Raw genomic sequence first — 20,314 nt, forward strand, 5'->3', positions numbered from 1 at the left:
CCCGTGTGGGGAGTTGGCGATCACGCGGTCCACACAGGGTCCACAAGCGCAGGCACGCTCCGGAGGAAGACTACGGATCGCTTCAAGGGCTCAACCGACCGTGATGGTACCCAAGTTGGGTAATCCGCTGGGCCTTTCTGGCCCGTCGTCCTGATCGCGATCCTTCTGGACATGGCGAAGCGACCGAGGACGACCGCCTTGAACGATTCGGCGGGCCCTCCCGACACAGAGCGAACGGCCCTCAGGAAGACCCCTGACCTGGGCATAGAACCCCGCGTTCGGATGAGCATCCGGGTATCGCGGGACTCGGGCCGGACCTGGTCGCCGAGCACACGGGGTCCTGGAAGGCGACCCGTTCGACATCCTCTCCAACCCCGGCCGCTACCCCCCGTGCGAGTGCCCCCGCTGCGGCGGTACGTCGTCGTCAGCCCGTGCCCTGCGGCCGGCATCCATCGCACCGGGGGCGGCGTAGTGGCCGCCTTCCGACGTTGAAAGCCTCCGTGGAGCGGGATTCCCGGTCCCGCCGCCGAGCACCGTGGGGCTGGCGCCAGCAGTTCGCCATGCCCCTCTACACCGCTGCCGTCATCGTCCTGGTGGTCACCCTGGCCATCGCTGGTGATCCCGGCCGCTGACCGGCAACTGGCTTCCGGCCCGAGTCCCGCACTCGCTCCATCCGTGGCCTTACGCCACCCCCCTCTCCTCACCGGCCCGAAGCACCGGGCTGGTGAGACATGCCCCCCAACAGGGCTGGCCGGCGCCCGCCGGCTCTGGACTTACAGGAAGTGGAGACACACATGGCAGCGCAGAACGAAGACCTTCTGATCGGCGTCGAGAGCCTGATCAGGGTCCAGGACCGCTTCACCGCCGATGCTGCGGAGTCCGACCCGACCAGCACTTCCGCGGGCGACGACGGCGAGAACCGCGACGGCCTGAACCTCCCGCAGGAGTAGCAGCACCACTACGCCACAGCACCAACCGGGGGCTCGTCATCCGCTGCGGGCCCCCGGTCCTCACGCCCAATGACGCAGACCGGAGGAGCACATGGACCACCACTTCGTCACCGCGATGGAGAAGGCCCTCGGCTGGAACGGCCCCAGGGAACTCGGAGCCGCTTTCGCCCGGGGAACCATCGAGGATCTTGATCTGCTCGATCGCCTGCTCAGCCCCAAGAAACTGCTGGACCTGGTGATGCGGCGCAGCGTCACGACCCCCAGTTCCGCATCTTCCAGGACGGCGCCGAACTGCACCCCGGCCGCTACATCCACCCCTCCGTCACCCGGCGGGGACAGGCCATCCCCATGGCTGACATGCACCGGGTCGGCGCGCTGATGCGCGAGGGCTGCACCATGGTCCTGGACGAGGTCGACTTCTTCGACCCGGCCATGGAAGCCACCTGCCGCGCGCTCCAGTGGTGGGCCCATGAGCTGGTGCAGGTCAACGCCTATCTGACCACGCAGGACGCCAGCGGCTTCAAACTCCACTGGGACGACCACGACGTCGGGACATCCGGCCGCTGGGCATGGTCGGCGTGGACGCCCTGCCGTCTCCGGACGTCCTCATGGTCCGGGCCGGCTTCCTCGTGAGCATCGATCTCCTCGACACCACGACAGTCCTACGCAATGCCTGGCGGGCGGGCGAGACCTGGGGCATGAGCCCCTTCGGGGGCGGCAACGGGACGGTGTGGGAGGACTTCGACCCTCGTCCGTTCCTTCGACCGCCCCACGATGGCTTGTCCCGCGTGCAGGCAGCATTCCGTACGGCGTTCCACCTGCCGAGTGCTGCCGCGCTGGCTGTCGGCACCGACAACCCCGGTCACCTGGCGGAGCTGGTCATGGCCCTGGGCGCGGAGGTGGATACCACCGCCGTCAGTCAGTACCTGCGCGCCCTGCATGGGCGCCGTCATAGCTGAAGCTCGGCCACCAGGCGCTCGGCCTCTTTCCGGGCCGGCACGAGCAGCGGATCCTCCTCGTACGCGTGGGGTCCGACGATTTTCGACAGGAAGAACAGCGACATCAGCTTGCCGTCTCGGCTCTCCAAGTCCGCACGCCGCTCCTGGTGGACGCGGTCCGCGAGCGCCGGGACGGCCAGCGCATTACCCCACAGCGTGGCGGTGTCCAGACCCCGGGGTGCCATGCCCCAGTCCTCCCAGTCGATGATGGAGAACTCCGGCCCCATCACATTGGCCCAGGTCAGATCCGCATGAGCCGGCGTCCACCGCTCGATCCGTGTATCGGCGATGCCGGGAAAGACCTCGCTGAGTGTCTGCGTCACCTGCTCCTGGGTGATCGTCACCGTGTCCGGCGTCGCGATTCGCGGTGTCTGCTGTTCAGCGAGGGCGTCCAAAGAGGCGTTCAGAGCCGACCACCACGCATCCGGCATGCCCGGGTCTTCGAGCACCAAGGCGCCCTTGGCGACAGACGGCGATGCAAGCAGCTCCAGCTCATCCGCCCGCCACATCACCGGTTCGCCCGGCTCGCGCCACGCCACGCCCTGGTACCACTCGGGCATCGCGACCCCTTGCAGCACTGCAGCGGCTTCGGTCCCATTCCAGCCCTGCGGGCCGATCCGCTCGAATCCCCGCCGCTCGATGCGCACCCACGTGCCCCGCTCCGTACGGCCCCCCCAAGGAACGGCGCTTGCGCACCAGCGCCTCCCGGTCCAACCGAACGCGCAGGGCCTCCTCCACACGCTCCAGCACGTCTTCGACCGGCTGACGACGCAGGTCTACTCGGGCAGCGACAGGCAGGGAAACAGCCATCATGACCTCCTCGGCGAACGGATGACCGTAGCAGCAGCGATCCCTCCGACACGACCCGCTCGTCAACGCCCTGTGCAGCAACTGCTGCCCCATCTTTGGATGGTGGCGTGTCCCGCCAACTCGCCCTACGGGAAGCCCAACAGCGCAGTCCGATTCGACGCCAAATGCGCACGTACCTCAAAGCCACACCGCCTGCTTGATGCCCCATCAGTCGACGAGGCGGTCACGACTGCCATCACTCTGGCTGGCCAAGAAGTGGTCCGCACCTGGTCCACACGCCATGATCCAAAGCGGCACATGGGCGAGTCAGGGTGAGACAGGACCTCATGACGAAGGGGTGCCCCCCTGGTCGGCCCCCTCTGATCAGCGCGTTGTCTGACCTGCTGCGGTGGGTGTGGGATTGAACCCACGGTGACATCGCTGCCACGATGGGTTTCAGGACCGTACGATGCCCAGCCGCCGGGCTTCCGCCAGCCACGACGGGAACTCCGACACCAGCCGGTCGTACAACTCCGCGTCCGGCACGGCGCGCGGGTCCTGGCCCGCGTGGAAGAAGCCCGCGTTGTCGACGGGCCGCTTGGCGGGAACGGCCAGCTCGTCCAGCTTGCGGAGGAAGTCGAACTGCTTGCTGACCGGGTCACCGAACCCGATGAACTGCCAGAACATCGGCAGCTTGGCCGCCTTGCACAGATAGCGTTCGGCGGCCGGTTTGTTGATGGGCCCGCCGTCGGTCTGGAACACCACCAGTGCGGGAGCGGTGGCACCGCTGTCGAGGTAGTGGTCGATGACCGCATCCATGGCCAGGTGGTAGCTGGTCTTCCCCATGTGCCCGAGCCCGGCGACGATCCGGTCGACGCGCCCTTGGTGGTCGGCGAGCGCGATCTCGGTCTCCGCGTCGATGTCCGTGGAGAAGAACACGACGGGCACCCGCCCGTCGTCGTCCAGGTTCGCGGCAAGCCCGAGCACCCGGTCGGCCAGCGCCTGGACACTCCCGTCCTTGTAGTACGGCTTCATCGAGCCCGAGTAGTCGACCACCAGATGGACAGCGACCCGCTGCCCGTCGAGTCCGCTCTTCCGCAACGAGACGCCCGCGCTCTTGTAGAGGTCGACGAGGGCTGGTGCGGTCTCCTCCATCTTGCGAAGACCGATGGCCGCCATGGTGCACTCCGTTCGCGGTGCCGGTGGAACCTTGGCGTTCGGTGCCGTCGCCGTGTGGGCCAAGGGATCCACAGCGTATGCCCGCGCTCTGCCACCCGGTCCTCAACTCGGTTTTCCCGAGCGGCAGGTGACCGATCCGCTGTACGGCGAGCCGTCGACGGCTCGCCGTACCGGACCGTGGCACCCCCGATGAGCGGCCATCCCCGTTTGCACCGCTTCCCACCCCCGTGGAGAAGCGGCGAGGGGGTGCCACCCCCGCCATGTCGCAGCGCTCCACCTGGATGTGGTGACGCGGTGGTCGTCGCGATCTCCGGCGGTGACTCGGTCACCTTCGGGGTGCTCCCCATCATGGCCGGTTCGCGACGATGCGCCAGCGGAGGGAAGGCAGCTTTCCCTTTTTGCCGTTCGATCCGCACAGGCCGGGCTTCCGATCGATCTCAGCCCGCGACCTGCGGATATCGCTCGGTAAGCTGTTCGAGACCGTGTGTGAGCGGGTGGCGACAGCGCCGAGGCGACATCGGCACGGGGGAAAGGAGCCAGGCGCCCGCATGGATCGCGGACCACGGCGACATCGCGATCAACCAGTCGGCACGCCGGTTCCGGGACCCCCGGGTGGGCAGGGCCATGGACGCCCACGTCATCACGGAGGCACACCACAGCTACGGCCTCACCCTCCAGCGGGCCACGTTCGTGCTCCGCGAACGCGCCGCGGACGCCAAGGCCGAATCCGTCGAGCAGCTCGGCCTGTTCGATGTCGACGGCCCGGATCTGCCTGTCCACTGAACGCGTGTCCGTCCACTGCGCCCGCGCCGTTCCGGCGCCCCGGCCCCGGAACACACCACGGCGCCTGCCCGGGGTCCGGTCGGGGACGGGGCAGGCGCCGTGCCAGTTCCGTACGCCGTTGTACGCAACGTCTATGGGGGATGTGTCAGACCACCAGCGCGCGATCCGTCGGGCGGATCGGAGCCGGGAGGTCGCTCGCACCCGTGAGGTAGCAGTCCACCCCGTGGGCGGCCGAGCGGCCCTCGGCGATGGCCCAGACGATCAGCGACTGGCCGCGGCCCGCGTCTCCGGCGACGAAGACGCCGTCGACGTTGGTCGCGAAGTCCGCGTCCCGGGACACATTACCCCGCTCGTCCAGGTCCAGGCCAAACTGGGAGACCAGGCCGTTCTGGACGTCCGTGCCGGTGAAGCCCATGGCGAGGGTGACGAGCTGGGCAGGGATGCTGCGCTCGGTGCCGGGCTTCTGGGTCAGCTTGCCGTCGACGAACTCGACCTCGATGAGGTGCAGCGACTGCACATTGCCGTCCTCATCGCCCTCGAAGTGGGTGGTGGAGACGGAGTAGACCCGCTCGCCGCCCTCCTCGTGCGCCGAGGTCACCTTGTAGAGCATCGGGAACGTCGGCCAGGGCTGGCCCGCGTTCCGCTCATCGCCCGGGCGGGGCATGATCTCCAGCTGGGTGACCGAGGCGGCGCCCTGGCGGTGGGCGGTGCCGACGCAGTCGGCGCCGGTGTCACCGCCGCCGATGACCACGACGTGCTTGCCCTCGGCGGTGATCGGCGGGGCCACGAAGTCGCCCTCGACCACCTTGTTGGAGAGCGGCAGGTACTCCATCGCCTGGTGGATGCCGTTCAGCTCGCGGCCCGGTACGGGCAGATCACGGGCGGTGGTGGCGCCTGCGGCGATCACGACGGCGTCGAAGCGCTTGCGCAGGTCCGTGGCGGTCAGGTCGCGGCCGATCTCGATACCGGTGCGGAACTTCGTGCCCTCCGCGCGCATCTGCTCGATACGGCGGTTGATGTGCCGCTTCTCCATCTTGAACTCGGGGATGCCATAGCGCAGCAGGCCGCCGATGCGGTCGGCGCGCTCGTACACCACCACGGTGTGTCCGGCGCGGGTGAGCTGCTGGGCGGCGGCGAGGCCGGCCGGGCCCGAGCCGATGACGGCGGCCGTCTTGCCCGAAAGCCGCTCGGGCGGCTGCGGCTTGACGTCGTTGGCGTCCCACGCCTTGTCGATGATGGAGACTTCGACGTTCTTGATGGTGACGGCGGGCTGGTTGATCCCGAGCACGCACGCCGCCTCGCAGGGAGCGGGGCACAGCCGCCCGGTGAACTCGGGGAAGTTGTTGGTGGCGTGCAGGCGCTCGCTGGCGGCCTGCCAGTCCTCGCGGTAGGCGTAGTCGTTCCACTCGGGGATCAGGTTCCCGAGCGGGCAGCCGTTGTGGCAGAACGGGATACCGCAGTCCATGCAGCGCCCGGCCTGCTTGCTGATGATCGGCAGCAGGGAGCCGGGAACGTAGACCTCGTTCCAGTCCTTGACGCGCTCGGCGACGGGGCGGGTCTCGGCGACCTCGCGCCCGGTGGTCAGGAAGCCCTTGGGGTCAGCCATTGGTCGCCGCCTCCATCATCTTCTCGGTGGTCTCCCGCTCGGAGAGACCGGCGAGCTCAGCGGCGTCCTTGGCGGCGAGCACTGCCTTGTACGTGGTCGGGATGATCTTGCTGAAGCGCTCGACGGCGACGGTCCACTCGGCGAGCAGCCGCTCGGCGACGGTGGAGCCCGTCTCCTCGTGGTGGCGGCGCACGACATCGTGCAGCCACTGCTTGTCGGTGTCGTCCAGCGCTTCGACGGCGCCCGCGTTGCCGACGTTGACGCTGTCGCGGTCGAGGTCGATGACGTACGCGATGCCGCCGGACATACCGGCCGCGAAGTTGCGTCCGGTCTCGCCGAGTACGACGGCGTGACCACCGGTCATGTACTCGCAGCCGTGGTCGCCCACACCCTCGGAGACCACCAGCGCGCCGGAATTGCGGACGCAGAAGCGCTCGCCGGTGCGGCCGCGCAGGAACAGCTCGCCGCCGGTGGCGCCGTAGGCGATGGTGTTGCCCGCGATGGTGGAGTACTCGGCCAGGTGGTCGGCGCCGCGGTCCGGGCGGACGATGACCCGCCCGCCGGAGAGGCCCTTGCCGACGTAGTCGTTGGCGTCGCCCTCCAGGCGCAGCGTGACACCGTGCGGCAGGAACGCGCCGAAGGACTGGCCGGCGGAGCCGGTGAAGGTGATGTCGATGGTGTCTTCGGGCAGGCCCGCGCCGCCGAACTTCTTGGTCACCTCGTGGCCCAGCATGGTGCCGACGGTCCGGTTGATGTTGCGGATCGCGATCTGGGCGCGGACCGGCTGCGCCTCCTCGGCCGAGTCGGCGGCCAGCGCGTCGGCGGACAGCCGGATCAGCTCGTTGTCCAGGGCCTTCGCCAGACCGTGGTCCTGCTCGATCAGCTGGTGGCGCACGGCGCCTTCGGGCAGCTCGGGCACGTGGAACAGCGGGGCCAGGTCGAGGCCCTGGGCCTTCCAGTGGTTCACGGCCTGTGAGGTGTCGAGCAGTTCGGCGTGGCCGACGGCCTCCTCCAGGGTGCGGAAGCCCAGCTCGGCGAGCAGCTCGCGGACCTCTTCGGCGATGAACTCGAAGAAGTTCACGACGAATTCGGCCTTGCCGTTGTAGCGCTCGCGCAGCACCGGGTTCTGGGTGGCGATGCCGACCGGGCAGGTGTCCAGGTGGCAGACCCGCATCATGACGCAGCCGGAGACGACGAGCGGTGCGGTGGCGAAGCCGAACTCCTCGGCGCCGAGCAGCGCGGCGATGACGACATCGCGGCCGGTCTTGAGCTGGCCGTCGGTCTGTACGACGATCCGGTCCCGCAGCCCGTTGAGCAGCAGGGTCTGCTGGGTTTCGGCGAGGCCGAGCTCCCAGGGGCCGCCCGCATGCTTCAGCGAGGTGAGCGGGGAGGCGCCGGTACCTCCGTCATGGCCCGAGATCAGGACCACGTCCGCGTGAGCCTTGGAGACCCCCGCTGCGACCGTGCCGACACCGACCTCGGACACCAGCTTCACATGGATACGAGCGGCAGGGTTGGCGTTCTTGAGGTCGTGGATCAGCTGCGCCAGGTCCTCGATGGAGTAGATGTCGTGGTGCGGCGGCGGGGAGATCAGGCCGACGCCCGGGGTGGAGTGCCGGGTCTTGGCCACCCACGGGTAGACCTTGTGGCCGGGCAGTTGACCGCCCTCGCCCGGCTTGGCGCCCTGGGCCATCTTGATCTGGATGTCGTCGGCGTTGACCAGGTACTCGGAGGTGACGCCGAAGCGGCCGGACGCCACCTGCTTGATCGCGGACCTGCGCTCGGGGTCGTACAGGCGGTCCGGGTCCTCGCCGCCCTCACCCGTGTTGGACTTGCCGCCCAGCTGGTTCATGGCGATGGCGAGGGTCTCGTGCGCCTCCTTGGAGATGGAGCCGTACGACATGGCACCGGTGGAGAAGCGCTTGACGATCTCACTGACCGGCTCGACCTCGTCGATGGAGATCGGCTCGCGGTCGGACCTGAAGCCGAACAGGCCGCGCAACGTCATCAGCCGCTCGGACTGCTCGTTCACCCGGTCGGTGTACTTCTTGAAGATGTCGTAGCGCTTGCCGCGGGTGGCGTGCTGGAGCCGGAAGACGGTCTCCGGGTCGAACAGGTGCGGCTCGCCCTCGCGGCGCCACTGGTACTCGCCGCCGATCTCCAGCGCGCGGTGCGCCGGGGCGATGCCGCTGGCGGGATAGGCCTTGGCGTGCCGGGCGGCGACCTCCTTGGCGACCACTTCGAGACCGGCGCCGCCGATCTTGGTGGCGGTGCCGGCGAAGTAGCGGGCGACGAAGGCCTCGTCCAGACCGACGGCCTCGAAGACCTGCGCGCCGCGGTAGGACGCCACGGTCGAGATGCCCATCTTGGACATGACCTTGAGCACGCCCTTGCCGAGTGCCTTGATCAGGTTGCGGATCGCCTGCTCGGGCTCGACGCCCTCGATGAACGTACCGGCGCGCAGCAGGTCCTCGACCGACTCCATCGCGAGGTACGGGTTGACGGCCGCGGCTCCGAAGCCGATGAGCAGCGCGACATGGTGCACCTCGCGCACGTCCCCGGCCTCGACCAGCAGGCCCACCTGGGTGCGCTGCTTGGTGCGGATCAGGTGGTGGTGCACGGCGGCGGTGAGCAGCAGCGACGGGATGGGGGCGTGCTCGGCGTCGGAGTGACGGTCGGAGAGCACGATCAGCCGGACGCCGGACTCGATGGCGGCGTCCGCCTCGGCGCAGATCGCGTCGATACGCGCGGCCAGCGCGTCGCCGCCGCCGGAGACCCGGTAGAGGCCGGAGAGGGTCGCGGCCTTCATGCCGGGCATGTTGCCGTCGGCGTTGATGTGGATGAGCTTGGCCAGCTCATCGTTGTCGATCACCGGGAACGGCAGGGTGACCGAGCGGCAGGAGGCCGCGTTCGGGTCCAGCAGATTGCCCTCGGGGCCGAGGGACGAGTACAGCGAGGTGACGAGCTCCTCGCGGATGGCGTCCAGCGGCGGGTTGGTGACCTGCGCGAACAGCTGGGTGAAGTAGTCGAACAGCAGCCGGGGACGCTCGGAGAGCGCCGCGATCGGGGAGTCCGTGCCCATGGAGCCGATCGGCTCGGCGCCGGTGCGGGCCATCGGGGCGAGCAGGACGCGCAGCTCTTCCTCGGTGTAGCCGAAGGTCTGCTGGCGGCGGGTGACGGAGGCGTGGGTGTGGACGATGTGCTCGCGCTCGGGGAGGTCCTCGAGCTCGATCTCACCGGCTTCGAGCCACTCCTGGTACGGCTGCTCGGCGGCGAGGGCCGACTTGATCTCGTCATCCTCGATGATGCGGTGCTCGGCGGTGTCCACCAGGAACATCCGGCCTGGCTGCAGACGGCCCTTGCGGACGACCTTGGCCGGGTCGATGTCCAGCACGCCGACCTCGGAGGAGAGCACGACGAGGCCGTCGTCGGTGACCCAGTAGCGGCCGGGGCGCAGACCGTTGCGGTCGAGGACAGCGCCGACCTGGACGCCGTCGGTGAACGTGACACAGGCGGGGCCGTCCCAGGGCTCCATCATCGTGGAGTGGTACTGGTAGAAGGCACGCCGGGCCGGGTCCATCGAGTCGTGGTTCTCCCACGCCTCGGGGACCATCATCAGCACGCTGTGCGGCAGCGAGCGGCCACCGAGGTGCAGCAGCTCCAGGACCTCGTCGAAGGAGGCGGAGTCGGATGCGTCGGGGGTGCAGATCGGGAAGATCCGCTCCAGGGAGCCGTCGCCGCCGTTCCCGAAGAGGTCGCTGACCAGCTGGGACTCGCGGGCGCGCATCCAGTTGCGGTTGCCCTTGACGGTGTTGATCTCTCCGTTGTGGGCGACGAAGCGGTACGGGTGGGCGAGCGGCCAGCTCGGGAACGTGTTGGTGGAGAACCGGGAGTGGACCAGGGCCACGGCGGTGGCGAGGCGGCGGTCCGACAGGTCGGGGAAGAAGGGCTCAAGCTGGCCCGTGGTCAGCATGCCCTTGTAGACGATGGTGCGCGCGGAGAGCGACGGGAAGTACACCCCGGCCTCGCGCTCGGCGCGCTTGCGCAGCACGAACGCCTTGCGGTCGAGGACGATCCCGGTGCTGGTGCCCCCGCCGGAGCCTTCGGCTTGGGAGGTACCGCCACTCACGAAGAGCTGGCGGAACAGCGGCATGGTGGAGCGGGCGGTGGCACCGAGCAGCTCGGGGGCGACGGGGACGTCGCGCCAGCCGAGGACGGTCAGCCCTTCCTCGGCGGCGATCGCCTCGATGCGCGAGACGGCCTCGTCCTGCCCGGACTCGGGAATGAAGGCGGTGCCGACGGCGTACGCGCCGGCCTCGGGGAGCTCGAATCCGGCGACCTCGCGGAAGAACGCGTCCGGGACCTGGAGGAGGATTCCGGCGCCGTCACCCGAGTCGGGCTCGGAGCCGGTGGCGCCGCGGTGCTCCAGGTTGCGCAGAACGGTCAGCGCCTGCTCGACCAGCTCATGGCTGGCTACACCGGTGAGGGTGGCCACGAACCCGACACCGCAGGCGTCGTGCTCGTTACGAGGGTCGTACATCCCCTGCGGGGCGGGGCGACCGTCCATGGGCGACCAGGCGTCGGAACGCATCGGCTCTCCCGTCGTCGTCATTGGCATGTGCAAGTGCCGAGGGACGACGTTGGCCCTCGCGAAATTTCGTGCAGATTACATGATGGAGTGAATCCCGAGACGTGGATAGCTCATTCCAGCATGCGGACAGTCGGCTGCGGCGACGCTGCGAAGGAGTGGGACAGCGGCGCAGGTGGGAAGGGGTACGGACCGATTCGGCGTCCGTGGCCCCGACTGACAGAGCGAGCTTCGTTGCCCGCGGCGCTTACGGCTCATGCCCGGCGGTTACATCCTCGAAACCGTCGAGTTACAGCAGCCCTGTGGCGCCAAGCACAGTGTTGCATCGACCATGCTCCCGCGACACCCGGACGTACATCACAGAGTGGCACCGCAAAAGGGGTGAGAGGGATCATATCGCGGCCCCGACCAGGGATCCGACCCCATAAGTGAGCGCCGCGGCGGCGCCACCGAGCGCCAGCTGCCGCAGTCCGCTGAACCACCAACCGCGGGCCGTCACCCGGGCGACGAGCGCACCGCAGGCGAACAGGCCGATCAGCGCGCACAGCACGGCGGGCCACAGGGCGGTGGCGCCGAGCAGGTACGGCAGCACCGGCACCAGAGCACCGAGGGCGAACGAGGCGAAGGACGAGACTGCGGCGACGGCAGGCGACGGCAGGTCGTCCGGGTCTATGCCGAGCTCCTCACGGGCGTGGATCTCCAGCGCCTGCTCGGGGTCGCGGGAGAGCTGTACGGCCACCTCGCGGGCGAGGCGCGGCTCCACGCCGCGCGCCACGTAGAGGGCGGCGAGCTCCTCCATCTCGTCCACCGGGTGCTTGCGCAGTTCCCGGCGCTCGACGTCCAGCTCGGCCTGGACGAGCTCGCGCTGCGAGGCCACCGATGTGTACTCGCCGGCCGCCATCGAGAAGGCACCCGCCGCGAGTCCCGCGAGGCCGGTGATGACGATGACCTGCTGGGAGACGGCTCCACCGGCGACACCGGTCATCAAGGCGAGGTTGGAGACAAGCCCGTCCATGGCCCCGAACACCGCGGGACGCAGCCAGCCGCCGTTCACGTCGCGGTGCGTGTGGTTGTCGCGGTGCGCCTCGTGAAGTGCGGCCTCGGTCTCGATGATGGACACAGCTCTCCCCTGATTCCGTGCTCATGTCGTGCTCTGCTCAGCACCTCGAAAGTACGCGCGATGTAAGGGTCGTGCCAGCAAGGCAGGCTTTACTTACCTGCGATCTGCCAGGGTCAGCCGGGTGACATGAGGCCATCTGGCGGCGCACCGGGCGGCGCACGTGGCAAGCATCCAGAACAGACTCGGATGCGGGGTGACGCGTTGGAGTGCATCTCATGCGACCGGGCCCGCGGCGCACTGCTCGGACTGGCCGTCGGCGACGCGCTCGGCGCGCCCGCCGAGAACCTGCGGCCGTCCGAGATCCGCCGCCGCTGGGGACGGATCGAAGGTTTCGTGACCGACAACCCGACGGGCACGGACGACACCGAGTACGCGATCTTCTCCGGGCTGCTGCTGGCCAGGCACGGCTCCGCGCTGACCATCGCGCATGTCGAGAGCGCCTGGCACCGCTGGATCGCCGACCTCGACGAGGGCCCGTTCCGAGGCGCGGGCTTCAGCGAGCGGGGCACCCTGGAGAACCTGCGGCGCGGTCTGGCGGCCCCCATCACGGCCCAGCACCGGCACGCCTGGAGCGACGGCCTCGCCATGCGCGCGGCTCCGTTCGGCGTGTTCGCGGCGGGCGACCCGGCGGAGGCGGCGCGGCTGGTCGCGATCGACGGTCGCGTCAGCCATGACGGCGAGGGCATCTACGGCGGCCAGGCCGTCGCGGCGGGGGTCGCGGCGGCGATGGCAGGCGCCGGACCCGCCGGGGTCATCGGCGCCGCGCTGTCCGTGGTCCCGATGGACTCCTGGACGGCGCGCTCCATGCGCCGCGCGGTGATCGCGGCGGAGCAGGCCGCAGAACCCGACCCCGTGCTGCGCGAACGTGCGGTACGGTCCGCGGTCGTCATCGGCGGCTACCCCTGGACGGACCTCGCCCCGGAAGCGGTCGGCCTGGCCTTCGGCGCTTTCGCGGCGGCCCGCGGCGACTTCCGTACGTCGGTGCTCACCGCGGTCAACATGGGTCGCGACGCCGACACCACGGCAGCGGTCGCCGGGGCCCTCGCCGGCGCGCTGTCCGGCGCCTCCGCGATCCCCCGCGAGTGGGCGAAGGCGATCGGCCCCGTGCGCGGCAGCTGCCTCCCCTCCATGCGGGGCTACCACGTGCTCGACATCGCCGACCTACTGATCCCGGACACCGACACTGAGGCCCTGCCATGCCCCCCGGCCCACTAGACCCCGTATCCGAGCCCACGGCCACTCCCCCGGCCACGGCACCGGACATCCGCCACGAGCCGGCCCCTGGCGGCCACGCCTGGTCCGAGCCGGCCGCCGACCTCAGGGACCGGATCCAGGGGCTGCTGCTCGGACTGGCCGCCGGGGACGCGGCGGGGTGGCCCGCCGCACGGCACCGCGCGGCCCGGATGCCGGAGTGGACCCGCCGCCTCACCCGCGAACTCGACACCTTCGCGGAGCAGAACGCGACGACGACCCTCCCTGTCCCGATCGCCCTCAACCAGGCGCCCGAACCCCTGCGGCTCGGGCCTTCGGACGACGCCGAGTGGGCCGCGTTCACCGCCGAGACGATCCTCGCCGGTGCAGCCGGCACCGGCGACGCCGACGGCGACCGGGGTGAGCTGGGCCGCCGGATGCGTGCCGCCGTGGACCTCTCCTGGAACTCCCTCGCCGGAAAGGTCGCCGCAGCCGCCGCCCGCGCCCCCGAGGTCGAGTCCGCCGTACTCCCGCTGCGTGCCCGGATCTCCGTACGCGCCGGGCTCGGCAACCTCGCCACCGGTCTGCGTCCGCCCGCGACCGGCCACGACAATCCGCACTACTTCGACGACGCCGCGTGCGTCCGCGCCGCCGTACTCGGCGCCGTCCATCCCGGCGACCCGCGAGCCGCCGCCGAACTCGCCGAGTTCGACGCCCGCTACACCCAGGACGGCGACGGGGTGCACGGCGCCCGCGCGATGGCCGCGGCGATCGCGGCGGCACTCGGCGGGGCGACCGTGCGGGCGGCAGTCGATGCGGCGCTCGCGGAGCTTCCCGAGGTCACCGAGGTCGGCCGCAACGCGCGGCACGCGGTCAAGCTCGCCCGGGACGCGGACGACGCGTTCTCCCTGGTCCCCCTGCTGGAGCACCAGATCGTGGACCACGTCTACAGCTACGGCGTCGCCGCGGCTGAGACCGTCCCGGTGGCCCTCGCCCTCGCGACGGCCGCCCGCGGGCAGGTCGCTTCGGCGATCCCCGCGGCGGCCTGCCTGTCCCGGGTGGCCGACTCCGCTCCGGCCCTCGCGGGTGCGCTGACCGGCGCGTTGGGCGGTGGGGCCGCGGTGCCCACCACATGGCGCGACGCCTGCCGAACCCTCGCAGGCTGCGCCCTCCCCCACCTCGCGGACACGGACCTCGTCCCCCTCGCGGAACACCTCGCCGACGTGGTGTGCCGCGCCCGGTGAATCCCGGGGGCGGTTCGCACGGTCGGTGCGGTTCGTACGGTGTGCCGCGCCGCGGGTCCGAACGGTGTGGCACCCGCGGTGCACCGCGTGGCGCGGTGCACCGCCCGGCCACGTCACCCGCCGACGCGAGGCGCGGCACACCCCGGATCGGGGCCACCCGGGGTGGACAATTCCGACATGACACTCTCCCTTGAGGACCGCCTCACCGGCGCCCTCCTCGGCGCTGCGGTCGGTGACGCACTCGGCGGGCCGGTCGAGGGCTACACACCGGAACAGATCACGGAACGCCACGGAGGGCGGGTCCACGGCATCGTCGGCCCCTGGCACGGCGCCGACTGGCCGACCGCCCGCCCCATCGCCCCGTACCACAAGGGCGATGGGCACATCACCGACGACACCCTGATGACCCACGCCCTCGTACGGGTCTACACGACGGTGCGCGACCACCTCGACGCGTACGCCGTCGCCGAGCACCTCGTACCCGATCTGATCGGCACACCGCGCTGGATTCCCGAACTGGAGGCCGAGGCGCTGCCGGTCCAGCGGATCTTCCTTGCCGAGAAGTGGCTCGTGGCTCGGCTGCACTACGGGCACATCGACCCGCGCGAGGCGGGCAACGGCAACATCGTCAACTGCGGTGCCGCGATGTACATGGCACCGGTCGGCCTGGTCAATGCCGGAAATCCCGCCGCCGCCTACGCCGAGGCGCTGGATGTCGCGGGTGCCCACCAGTCCTCGTACGGCCGTGAGGCCGCGGGGGTCTTCGCTGCGGCGGTCGCCGCGGCCTGTGTGCCGGGGGCCGGTCCTGGCGGCGTCGTGGACACCTGTCTCGCACTCGCCAAGGACGGCACCCGCGCCGCGATCGAAGCCGTCGCCGAAGTCGCGGCCGCCTACCGCGACTTCGAGCCCGCGCTGCGCCCGCTACGGGAGGCCGTCGCGCCCTTCGACACGGTGGGTCCCGACTACCGCGCGCCGTCCCTCGGCGCCCGCAGACCGTCGCGGCTGCACGCGATCGAGGAGCTGCCGATCGCGCTGGGGATGCTGCTGGTCGGGGACGGCGACTACCGCCGTACGGTACTCGGCTCCGTCAACTACGGCCGCGACTGCGACTCCATCGCCACCATGTCGGGCGCCATCGCGGGGGCGCTGCACGGCGCGGAGCCGATCCCGACCGCATGGGCGAAGGCCGTCGCCGAAGCCAGCCGAGTGGATCTGCACGCTCCCGCCCGGGAACTGGCGGAGGTCGCCCGGGAGGTGTTCGCCCGGGACAAGGAGCGCCGCCGTGCCCATGAGGCGGCCTTCGCCGCGCTGACGGACGCCGCCCGGTGAACCTGCGGCTCACCTGGGTCCAGCCCGAGGACCTGGTCGGCCATGAGTTGCGCCAGGCCGCCGAGGACGGGCGGGACGTCTCGGAGATCGCCGGGCGCTGGCGAGCCGCGGGCGGCCCCGACGCCCCTCCGGCGGCGGGCGCGTCCGCGGTCCCCGCCGAACCCCGTCTCCGCTCGCTGGCCCTGCTGCTCCTCGACGAACTGGACTCGCTGCCCTCCCCGTCCGCGCGGAACGAACCGGCCTCGCTGGCGGGGATCATCGCCGCCTGCCCCGACTGGCCGGGTGTGACACCAGCGGAAGGCGGACCGACGAGCCTCACCGACCGCCTGCATGCAGCCTGGCTCGGCCGCGCTGCCGGCTGCCTGCTGGGCAAACCCGTCGAGAAGCTGCCCCTCGCCGGTATCCGCGCACTGGCCCGCGCCGCGGGCAACTGGCCGCTCGACGGCTGGTTCACCGCCAAGGGCGTTCCCCCGGAGCTGCTCGCCGCCCACCCCTGGAATCGCAGGTCCGCGCCGACCTCTCTCGCCGAGAACATCGACGGGATGCCCGAGGACGACGATCTGAACTATCCACTGCTGAACCTGCTCCTCCTGCAGCGGTACGGAGACGGCTTCTCCACCGCCGACGTCGCCCGGCTCTGGCTGGACGAACTCCCCGCAGCCCGTACCTTCACCGCCGAGCGCGTCGCGTACCGCAATCTGCTCGCCGGGCTGGAACCCCCGCTCACCGCCACTCACCACAACCCCTTCCGGGAGTGGATCGGCGCCGCGATCCGGGCCGACGTGCACGGCTGGACCCGTCCGGGCGACCCCGCGACCGCCGCGGCCCAGGCATACCGGGACGCGGCCCTCACCCATACCGCCAACGGGGTGTACGGCGCGATGTTCACCGCCGCAGCGCTCGCCGACGCCGCGACGGGCCGGGCTGATGTGCACCGGTGTCTGCGCACGGGGCTGCGGGTCGTGCCGCCCGGGTCGCGGCTGGCCGGGGCGATCCGCACCGGGATCGGGACCGCCCAGCGGTATGCCGACTTCGACACGGTGGTGGACCGGCTTCACGCCGCGTACGGCGGGTACCACTGGGTTCATGTCGTCCCCAACACCGCCCTGCTGTGCGCGGCCCTCACCCATGCCGACGGGGACTTCGTCGGCTCCGTCTGCCGGGCCGTCTCCGGTGGCTGGGACACCGACTCCAACGGCGCCACCGCCGGCTCGCTCGCCGGGCTGCTCGCCGGGCATCCTGACCGGCTGCCCGAGCGGTGGACCACCCCGCTCAGAAACCGGCTGGCCACCACCGTCGGCGGCTTCGACGGCATCGGTTTCGACACCCTCGCCCGGCTCACCGCCGACCACGTCGCACGAGCCCCCATCCCCCAGGAGGACGTTCGCGCATGACCGGCATCGTGGTGCTCGGCAGCACCAACATGGACCTCGTCGCCTATGCCCCCAGGGCGCCCAGGCTGGGCGAGACCGTCACGGGACGCGAGTTCCGCACCATCCCCGGCGGCAAGGGCGCGAACCAGGCCATCGCCGCCGCCCGTGCGGGTGCCGATGTGTCGATGATCGGGGCCGTGGGCTCGGATGAGTTCGGTGCCCGGCTGCGGGACACCCTGGAGCACTCCGGGGTCGACACCGATCTGCTGCGCACCGTCGACACCGCCTCCGGTACGGCGCACATCGTCGTGGACGACGAGGGCGGCAACGCGATCGTCGTCATCCCGGGCGCCAACGGCACCGTGGATCATCTCACTCCCGGAGACGAGGCCGTGATCGCCGCGGCCGACGCGCTGCTGCTCCAGCTCGAACTGCCGCTCGCCGGAGTGCTCGCCGGAGCCGAGGCGGCCCGGCGCCACGGGGTGCGCACCATCCTCACCCCGGCCCCCGCACAGCCCCTGCCGCCCGAGCTACTCGCGGTCGTCGACCTGCTGGTGCCGAACGAGCACGAGGCGGCCCTACTCGCCGCAACGGCCGACCCGCACGCCGCCGCCGACGCCCTGCTGCGCCAGGTGCCCGAGGTGGTCGTCACGCTGGGCGCCGAAGGCAGCCTCCATCTGGCCCGTGGCGCCGAGCCGGTGCGGGTGCCCGCGCCGCGGGTGCGCACGGTCGACACGACGGCCGCGGGCGACACCTTCGTGGGCGCCCTGACGGTGGCCCTGGTCGAGGGCAGGCCGATGCACGAGGCGATGGTCTGGGCATCGGCCGCCGCCGCCCTCTCCGTGCAGCGTCAGGGCGCCTCGTCCGCCATGCCCACCCGCCCGGAGATCGACAAGGCCGTGGACGGGGGCGCCGCCCCGGGCCGCTGAAACCGACGCCTCTCACCGGGCCGTGTCCGACCCAGCAGCCGCCGATGGAGCTTGGAGCCCTCATGCACGACCCCGACGCCGACGGTGTCACCGCCCCTCACCCCGCCGGGGACGGTCCGCTCGCCGGGCTGCGCGTCCTCGATGTCGCCACCCTCTTCGCCGGGCCGCTCGCCGCCACGATGCTCGGCGACTTCGGCGCCGAGGTCATCAAGGTCGAGCACCCGGCCAAACCGGATCCCTCCCGCGGGCACGGACCCGACAAGGGCGGAGTCGGCCTGTGGTGGAAGCTGCTCGGACGCAACAAACGCGCCATCACCCTCGATCTGTCCACGCCCGGTGGGCGCGAGACGCTGCTGCGGCTGGTCGCCACGGCGGACGTGGTCATCGAGAACTTCCGCCCCGGCACCCTGGAGAAGTGGCGGCTCGGCTGGGACGAGCTGAGCGCCGTCAACCCCCGGCTGGTACTCGCCAGGGTCACCGCCTTCGGGCAGTTCGGGCCGTACTGCCATCGTCCAGGCTTCGGCACCTTGGCCGAGGCGATGAGCGGATTCGCCGCCATCACCGGTGAACCCGAAGGACCGCCGACCCTGCCTCCCTTCGGTCTGGCCGACTCCATCGCGGCCCTGGCCACCTCGTACGCCGTGATGACCGCGCTCACCGCGCGTGCCACGTCCGGTCGCGGTCAGGTCGTGGACATGGCGATCATCGAACCGATCCTCACCGTGCTCGGCCCTCAGCCCATCTGGTTCGACCAGCTCGGGTATGTGCAGCCGCGCACCGGCAACCGCTCCCGCAACAACGCCCCGCGCAACACCTATCGGACGGCCGACGGGGCCTGGCTCGCGGTCTCCACCTCGGCCCAGTCCGTCGCCGAACGGGTGATGCGGCTGGTCGGGCGGGCCGAGCTGACACACGAGCCGTGGTTCGCCACCGGCAGCGGCCGGGCCGAGCACGCCGACGTACTGGACGAGGCGGTGGGCGGCTGGATCGCCCGGCACTCCCGTGCCGAGGTACTGGCGGCGTTCGAGCAGGCGGAGGCCGCGGTGGCGCCCGTCTACGACGTCCGGGACGTGATGGCCGACCCCCAGTACACCGCGCTGGACGCCATCACCGAGGTGCCCGACCCCGAGCTGGGACCTATCCGGATGCAGAACGTGCTCTTCCGGCTCTCCGCCACTCCCGGCCGGATCCGCTGGGCGGGCCGACCGCACGGCGCGGACACGGACGCCGTGCTCGGCGAGCTCGGGCTGACGCCCGAGCGGATCGCCGCGCTGCGCCGCCAAGGCGCGCTGTGAGAACGCCCCAGGGCGATGCCGCCTCCTTCGCCACCACCGTCGCCGCTGATGCCTTCGTCACTCCCACCACCCTCATGACCCCCGAAACGACCCCGCTCACCTGGTTGTACGCGCCGGGCGACCATCCCGACGTCGTCCACAAGGCGCTCGGCTGCGGCGCCGACGTCGTGATCGTCGACCTCGAAGACGCGGTCCCGCCCGAACGCAAGGCGTACGCCCTCGCCGCGACCGCCGAACTACTCGCCTCCTCCCAGCCCGTGCCCGTCCATGTCCGGATCCACGCCGAACGGGACATCCCGGCGCTGGCCGGGCTGCCCGGGCTGGCCGCTCTGCGCATTCCGAAGGTGACACACCCCACTGACATCCTGGGTCCGGCGTCGCTCGCCCCGGGCACCGGGCTGTACGCCCTGTTGGAGTCCGCGTCCGGGGTCGAGCACGCCTACGCCATCGCGACCGCGACGCCCGCGGTGCACGGCATCGCGCTCGGCGAGGCCGATCTGCGTGCCGACCTCGGCGTACGGGACGACCGTGGGCTCGACTGGCCGCGCAGCCGCATCGTGGTCGCGGCACGCGCTGCCGGGCTCGCGCCGCCGTCGCAGTCGGTGTTTCCCGACATCCGCGATCTGGACGGCCTGGCGGAGTCCTGCGCCCACGGCCGAGCCGTCGGCTTCCTGGGCCGTGCGGCGATCCATCCGCGGCAGCTCGCGGTCATCGAGCGTGCGTATCTGCCGAGTCCCGAGGAGGTGGAGCAGGCGGAGGAGATCGTCAAGGCGGCCGAGACCGACGCGGGGGCGCTGGCCCTTCCGGACGGCCGCTTCGTCGATGCCGCGGTGGTGGCGACGGCGCACCGCACGCTCTCCCTGGCCCGCCGCGGCGCCTGAGCGAGCGGGGCGGGATCGGACCGGTGGGCGGCGCAGGGCCGGGCCGGGGCGGGTGGGGC

Annotated in this window: 17 protein-coding genes and 1 pseudogene; 13 read left to right on the forward strand and 5 right to left on the reverse strand. The window is 71.1% G+C overall.

The window, feature by feature from the left end; translation table 11 throughout:
* Positions 1-500: 500 nt before the first annotated feature.
* The 5 genes from V1460_RS26360 (at position 501) to V1460_RS26375 (ending at position 1,909) form a co-directional block, all read left to right on the forward strand.
* A complete protein-coding gene (locus V1460_RS26360; protein WP_338676103.1) occupies positions 501-632 on the forward strand; it encodes a hypothetical protein in 132 nt (43 codons plus the stop codon).
* Positions 633-794: 162 nt separating this feature from the next.
* Positions 795-950: a hypothetical protein gene (locus V1460_RS26365; protein ID WP_338676104.1), complete on the forward strand. Its 156-nt coding sequence runs from the start codon at positions 795-797 to the stop codon at positions 948-950.
* Positions 951-1,041: 91 nt separating this feature from the next.
* Entirely contained in the window at positions 1,042-1,329 is a 288-nt protein-coding gene (locus tag V1460_RS36500; protein ID WP_407077528.1) for a hypothetical protein, read from the forward strand.
* A complete protein-coding gene (locus V1460_RS36505; RefSeq protein ID WP_407077529.1) occupies positions 1,299-1,583 on the forward strand; it encodes a JmjC domain-containing protein in 285 nt (94 codons plus the stop codon). The genes V1460_RS36500 and V1460_RS36505 overlap by 31 nt, the downstream gene beginning before the upstream one ends.
* Positions 1,580-1,909 (forward strand): hypothetical protein, encoded by a 330-nt coding sequence (locus V1460_RS26375; RefSeq protein ID WP_338676105.1) that lies wholly within the window; start codon positions 1,580-1,582, stop codon positions 1,907-1,909. The genes V1460_RS36505 and V1460_RS26375 overlap by 4 nt, the downstream gene beginning before the upstream one ends.
* On the opposite strand, the pseudogene V1460_RS26380 reads toward V1460_RS26375, so the two are convergent.
* Together V1460_RS26380 and V1460_RS26385 are read right to left on the reverse strand one after the other, a co-directional pair.
* Positions 1,900-2,758: pseudogene (locus tag V1460_RS26380) on the reverse strand (hypothetical protein). The gene V1460_RS26375 and the pseudogene V1460_RS26380 overlap by 10 nt on opposite strands.
* A 435-nt stretch (positions 2,759-3,193) precedes the next feature.
* A complete protein-coding gene (locus V1460_RS26385) occupies positions 3,194-3,916 on the reverse strand; it encodes a VWA domain-containing protein (RefSeq protein WP_338676106.1) in 723 nt (240 codons plus the stop codon).
* Between the two features lie 486 nt (positions 3,917-4,402).
* On the opposite strand from V1460_RS26385, the gene V1460_RS26390 reads away from it, so the two are divergent.
* Complete coding sequence (locus V1460_RS26390) at positions 4,403-4,699, forward strand: hypothetical protein (RefSeq protein WP_338676107.1); 297 nt, start codon at positions 4,403-4,405, stop codon at positions 4,697-4,699.
* Between the two features lie 145 nt (positions 4,700-4,844).
* Here V1460_RS26390 and V1460_RS26395 read toward each other — a convergent pair whose 3' ends face one another.
* The 3 genes from V1460_RS26395 to V1460_RS26405 form a co-directional block, all read right to left on the reverse strand.
* Entirely contained in the window at positions 4,845-6,305 is a 1,461-nt protein-coding gene (locus tag V1460_RS26395) for a glutamate synthase subunit beta (protein WP_338676108.1), read from the reverse strand.
* Positions 6,298-10,896 carry a glutamate synthase large subunit gene (gene gltB / locus V1460_RS26400; protein WP_338676109.1) on the reverse strand — a complete coding sequence of 1,533 codons (4,599 nt, stop codon included), beginning with the start codon at positions 10,894-10,896 and terminating at the stop codon, positions 6,298-6,300. Before gltB ends, V1460_RS26395 begins: the two co-directional genes overlap by 8 nt.
* A 388-nt stretch (positions 10,897-11,284) precedes the next feature.
* Complete coding sequence (locus V1460_RS26405) at positions 11,285-12,013, reverse strand: VIT1/CCC1 transporter family protein (RefSeq protein ID WP_338676110.1); 729 nt, start codon at positions 12,011-12,013, stop codon at positions 11,285-11,287.
* A gap of 186 nt (positions 12,014-12,199) precedes the next feature.
* Between V1460_RS26405 and V1460_RS26410 the strand changes: the two genes are divergently transcribed.
* From V1460_RS26410 to V1460_RS26440, 7 genes are all read left to right on the forward strand, one after another.
* Complete coding sequence (locus V1460_RS26410; protein WP_338676111.1) at positions 12,200-13,228, forward strand: ADP-ribosylglycohydrolase family protein; 1,029 nt, start codon at positions 12,200-12,202, stop codon at positions 13,226-13,228.
* Positions 13,210-14,448, forward strand: a complete 1,239-nt coding sequence (locus V1460_RS26415) for an ADP-ribosylglycohydrolase family protein (protein ID WP_338676112.1) — start codon at positions 13,210-13,212, stop codon at positions 14,446-14,448. The genes V1460_RS26410 and V1460_RS26415 overlap by 19 nt, the downstream gene beginning before the upstream one ends.
* 177 nt (positions 14,449-14,625) lie before the next feature.
* Complete coding sequence (locus tag V1460_RS26420) at positions 14,626-15,777, forward strand: ADP-ribosylglycohydrolase family protein (RefSeq protein ID WP_338676113.1); 1,152 nt, start codon at positions 14,626-14,628, stop codon at positions 15,775-15,777.
* Positions 15,774-17,171 (forward strand): ADP-ribosylglycohydrolase family protein, encoded by a 1,398-nt coding sequence (locus tag V1460_RS26425; protein WP_338676114.1) that lies wholly within the window; start codon positions 15,774-15,776, stop codon positions 17,169-17,171. Before V1460_RS26420 ends, V1460_RS26425 begins: the two co-directional genes overlap by 4 nt.
* On the forward strand, positions 17,168-18,079 hold the full coding sequence (gene rbsK, locus V1460_RS26430; RefSeq protein ID WP_338676115.1) for a ribokinase: 912 nt from the start codon (positions 17,168-17,170) through the stop codon (positions 18,077-18,079). The genes V1460_RS26425 and rbsK overlap by 4 nt, the downstream gene beginning before the upstream one ends.
* A 62-nt stretch (positions 18,080-18,141) precedes the next feature.
* On the forward strand, positions 18,142-19,374 hold the full coding sequence (locus V1460_RS26435; RefSeq protein WP_338676116.1) for a CoA transferase: 1,233 nt from the start codon (positions 18,142-18,144) through the stop codon (positions 19,372-19,374).
* Positions 19,375-19,448: 74 nt separating this feature from the next.
* Entirely contained in the window at positions 19,449-20,255 is an 807-nt protein-coding gene (locus V1460_RS26440; protein ID WP_338678208.1) for a CoA ester lyase, read from the forward strand.
* The last annotated feature ends 59 nt before the right edge of the window (positions 20,256-20,314 follow it).

Origin of the sequence: Streptomyces sp. SCSIO 30461 (assembly GCF_037023745.1) — a bacterium.
GTDB lineage: Bacteria > Actinomycetota > Actinomycetes > Streptomycetales > Streptomycetaceae > Streptomyces.

Excerpts from the sequence above, each read along its gene's own strand:
- V1460_RS26420 (WP_338676113.1), top strand. The coding sequence starts at position 14,626 with ATGACACTCTCCCTTGAGGACCGCCTCACCGGCGCCCTCCTCGGCGCT.
- rbsK (WP_338676115.1), top strand. The coding sequence starts at position 17,168 with ATGACCGGCATCGTGGTGCTCGGCAGCACCAACATGGACCTCGTCGCC.
- V1460_RS26435 (WP_338676116.1), top strand. The coding sequence starts at position 18,142 with ATGCACGACCCCGACGCCGACGGTGTCACCGCCCCTCACCCCGCCGGG.
- V1460_RS36505 (WP_407077529.1), top strand. The coding sequence starts at position 1,299 with ATGGCTGACATGCACCGGGTCGGCGCGCTGATGCGCGAGGGCTGCACC.
- V1460_RS26395 (WP_338676108.1), bottom strand. The coding sequence starts at position 6,305 with ATGGCTGACCCCAAGGGCTTCCTGACCACCGGGCGCGAGGTCGCCGAG.
- V1460_RS26410 (WP_338676111.1), top strand. The coding sequence starts at position 12,200 with ATGCGGGGTGACGCGTTGGAGTGCATCTCATGCGACCGGGCCCGCGGC.
- V1460_RS36500 (WP_407077528.1), top strand. The coding sequence starts at position 1,042 with ATGGACCACCACTTCGTCACCGCGATGGAGAAGGCCCTCGGCTGGAAC.
- gltB (WP_338676109.1), bottom strand. The coding sequence starts at position 10,896 with ATGCGTTCCGACGCCTGGTCGCCCATGGACGGTCGCCCCGCCCCGCAG.
- V1460_RS26415 (WP_338676112.1), top strand. The coding sequence starts at position 13,210 with ATGCCCCCCGGCCCACTAGACCCCGTATCCGAGCCCACGGCCACTCCC.
- V1460_RS26365 (WP_338676104.1), top strand. The coding sequence starts at position 795 with ATGGCAGCGCAGAACGAAGACCTTCTGATCGGCGTCGAGAGCCTGATC.
- V1460_RS26440 (WP_338678208.1), top strand. The coding sequence starts at position 19,449 with ATGACCCCCGAAACGACCCCGCTCACCTGGTTGTACGCGCCGGGCGAC.
- V1460_RS26385 (WP_338676106.1), bottom strand. The coding sequence starts at position 3,916 with ATGGCGGCCATCGGTCTTCGCAAGATGGAGGAGACCGCACCAGCCCTC.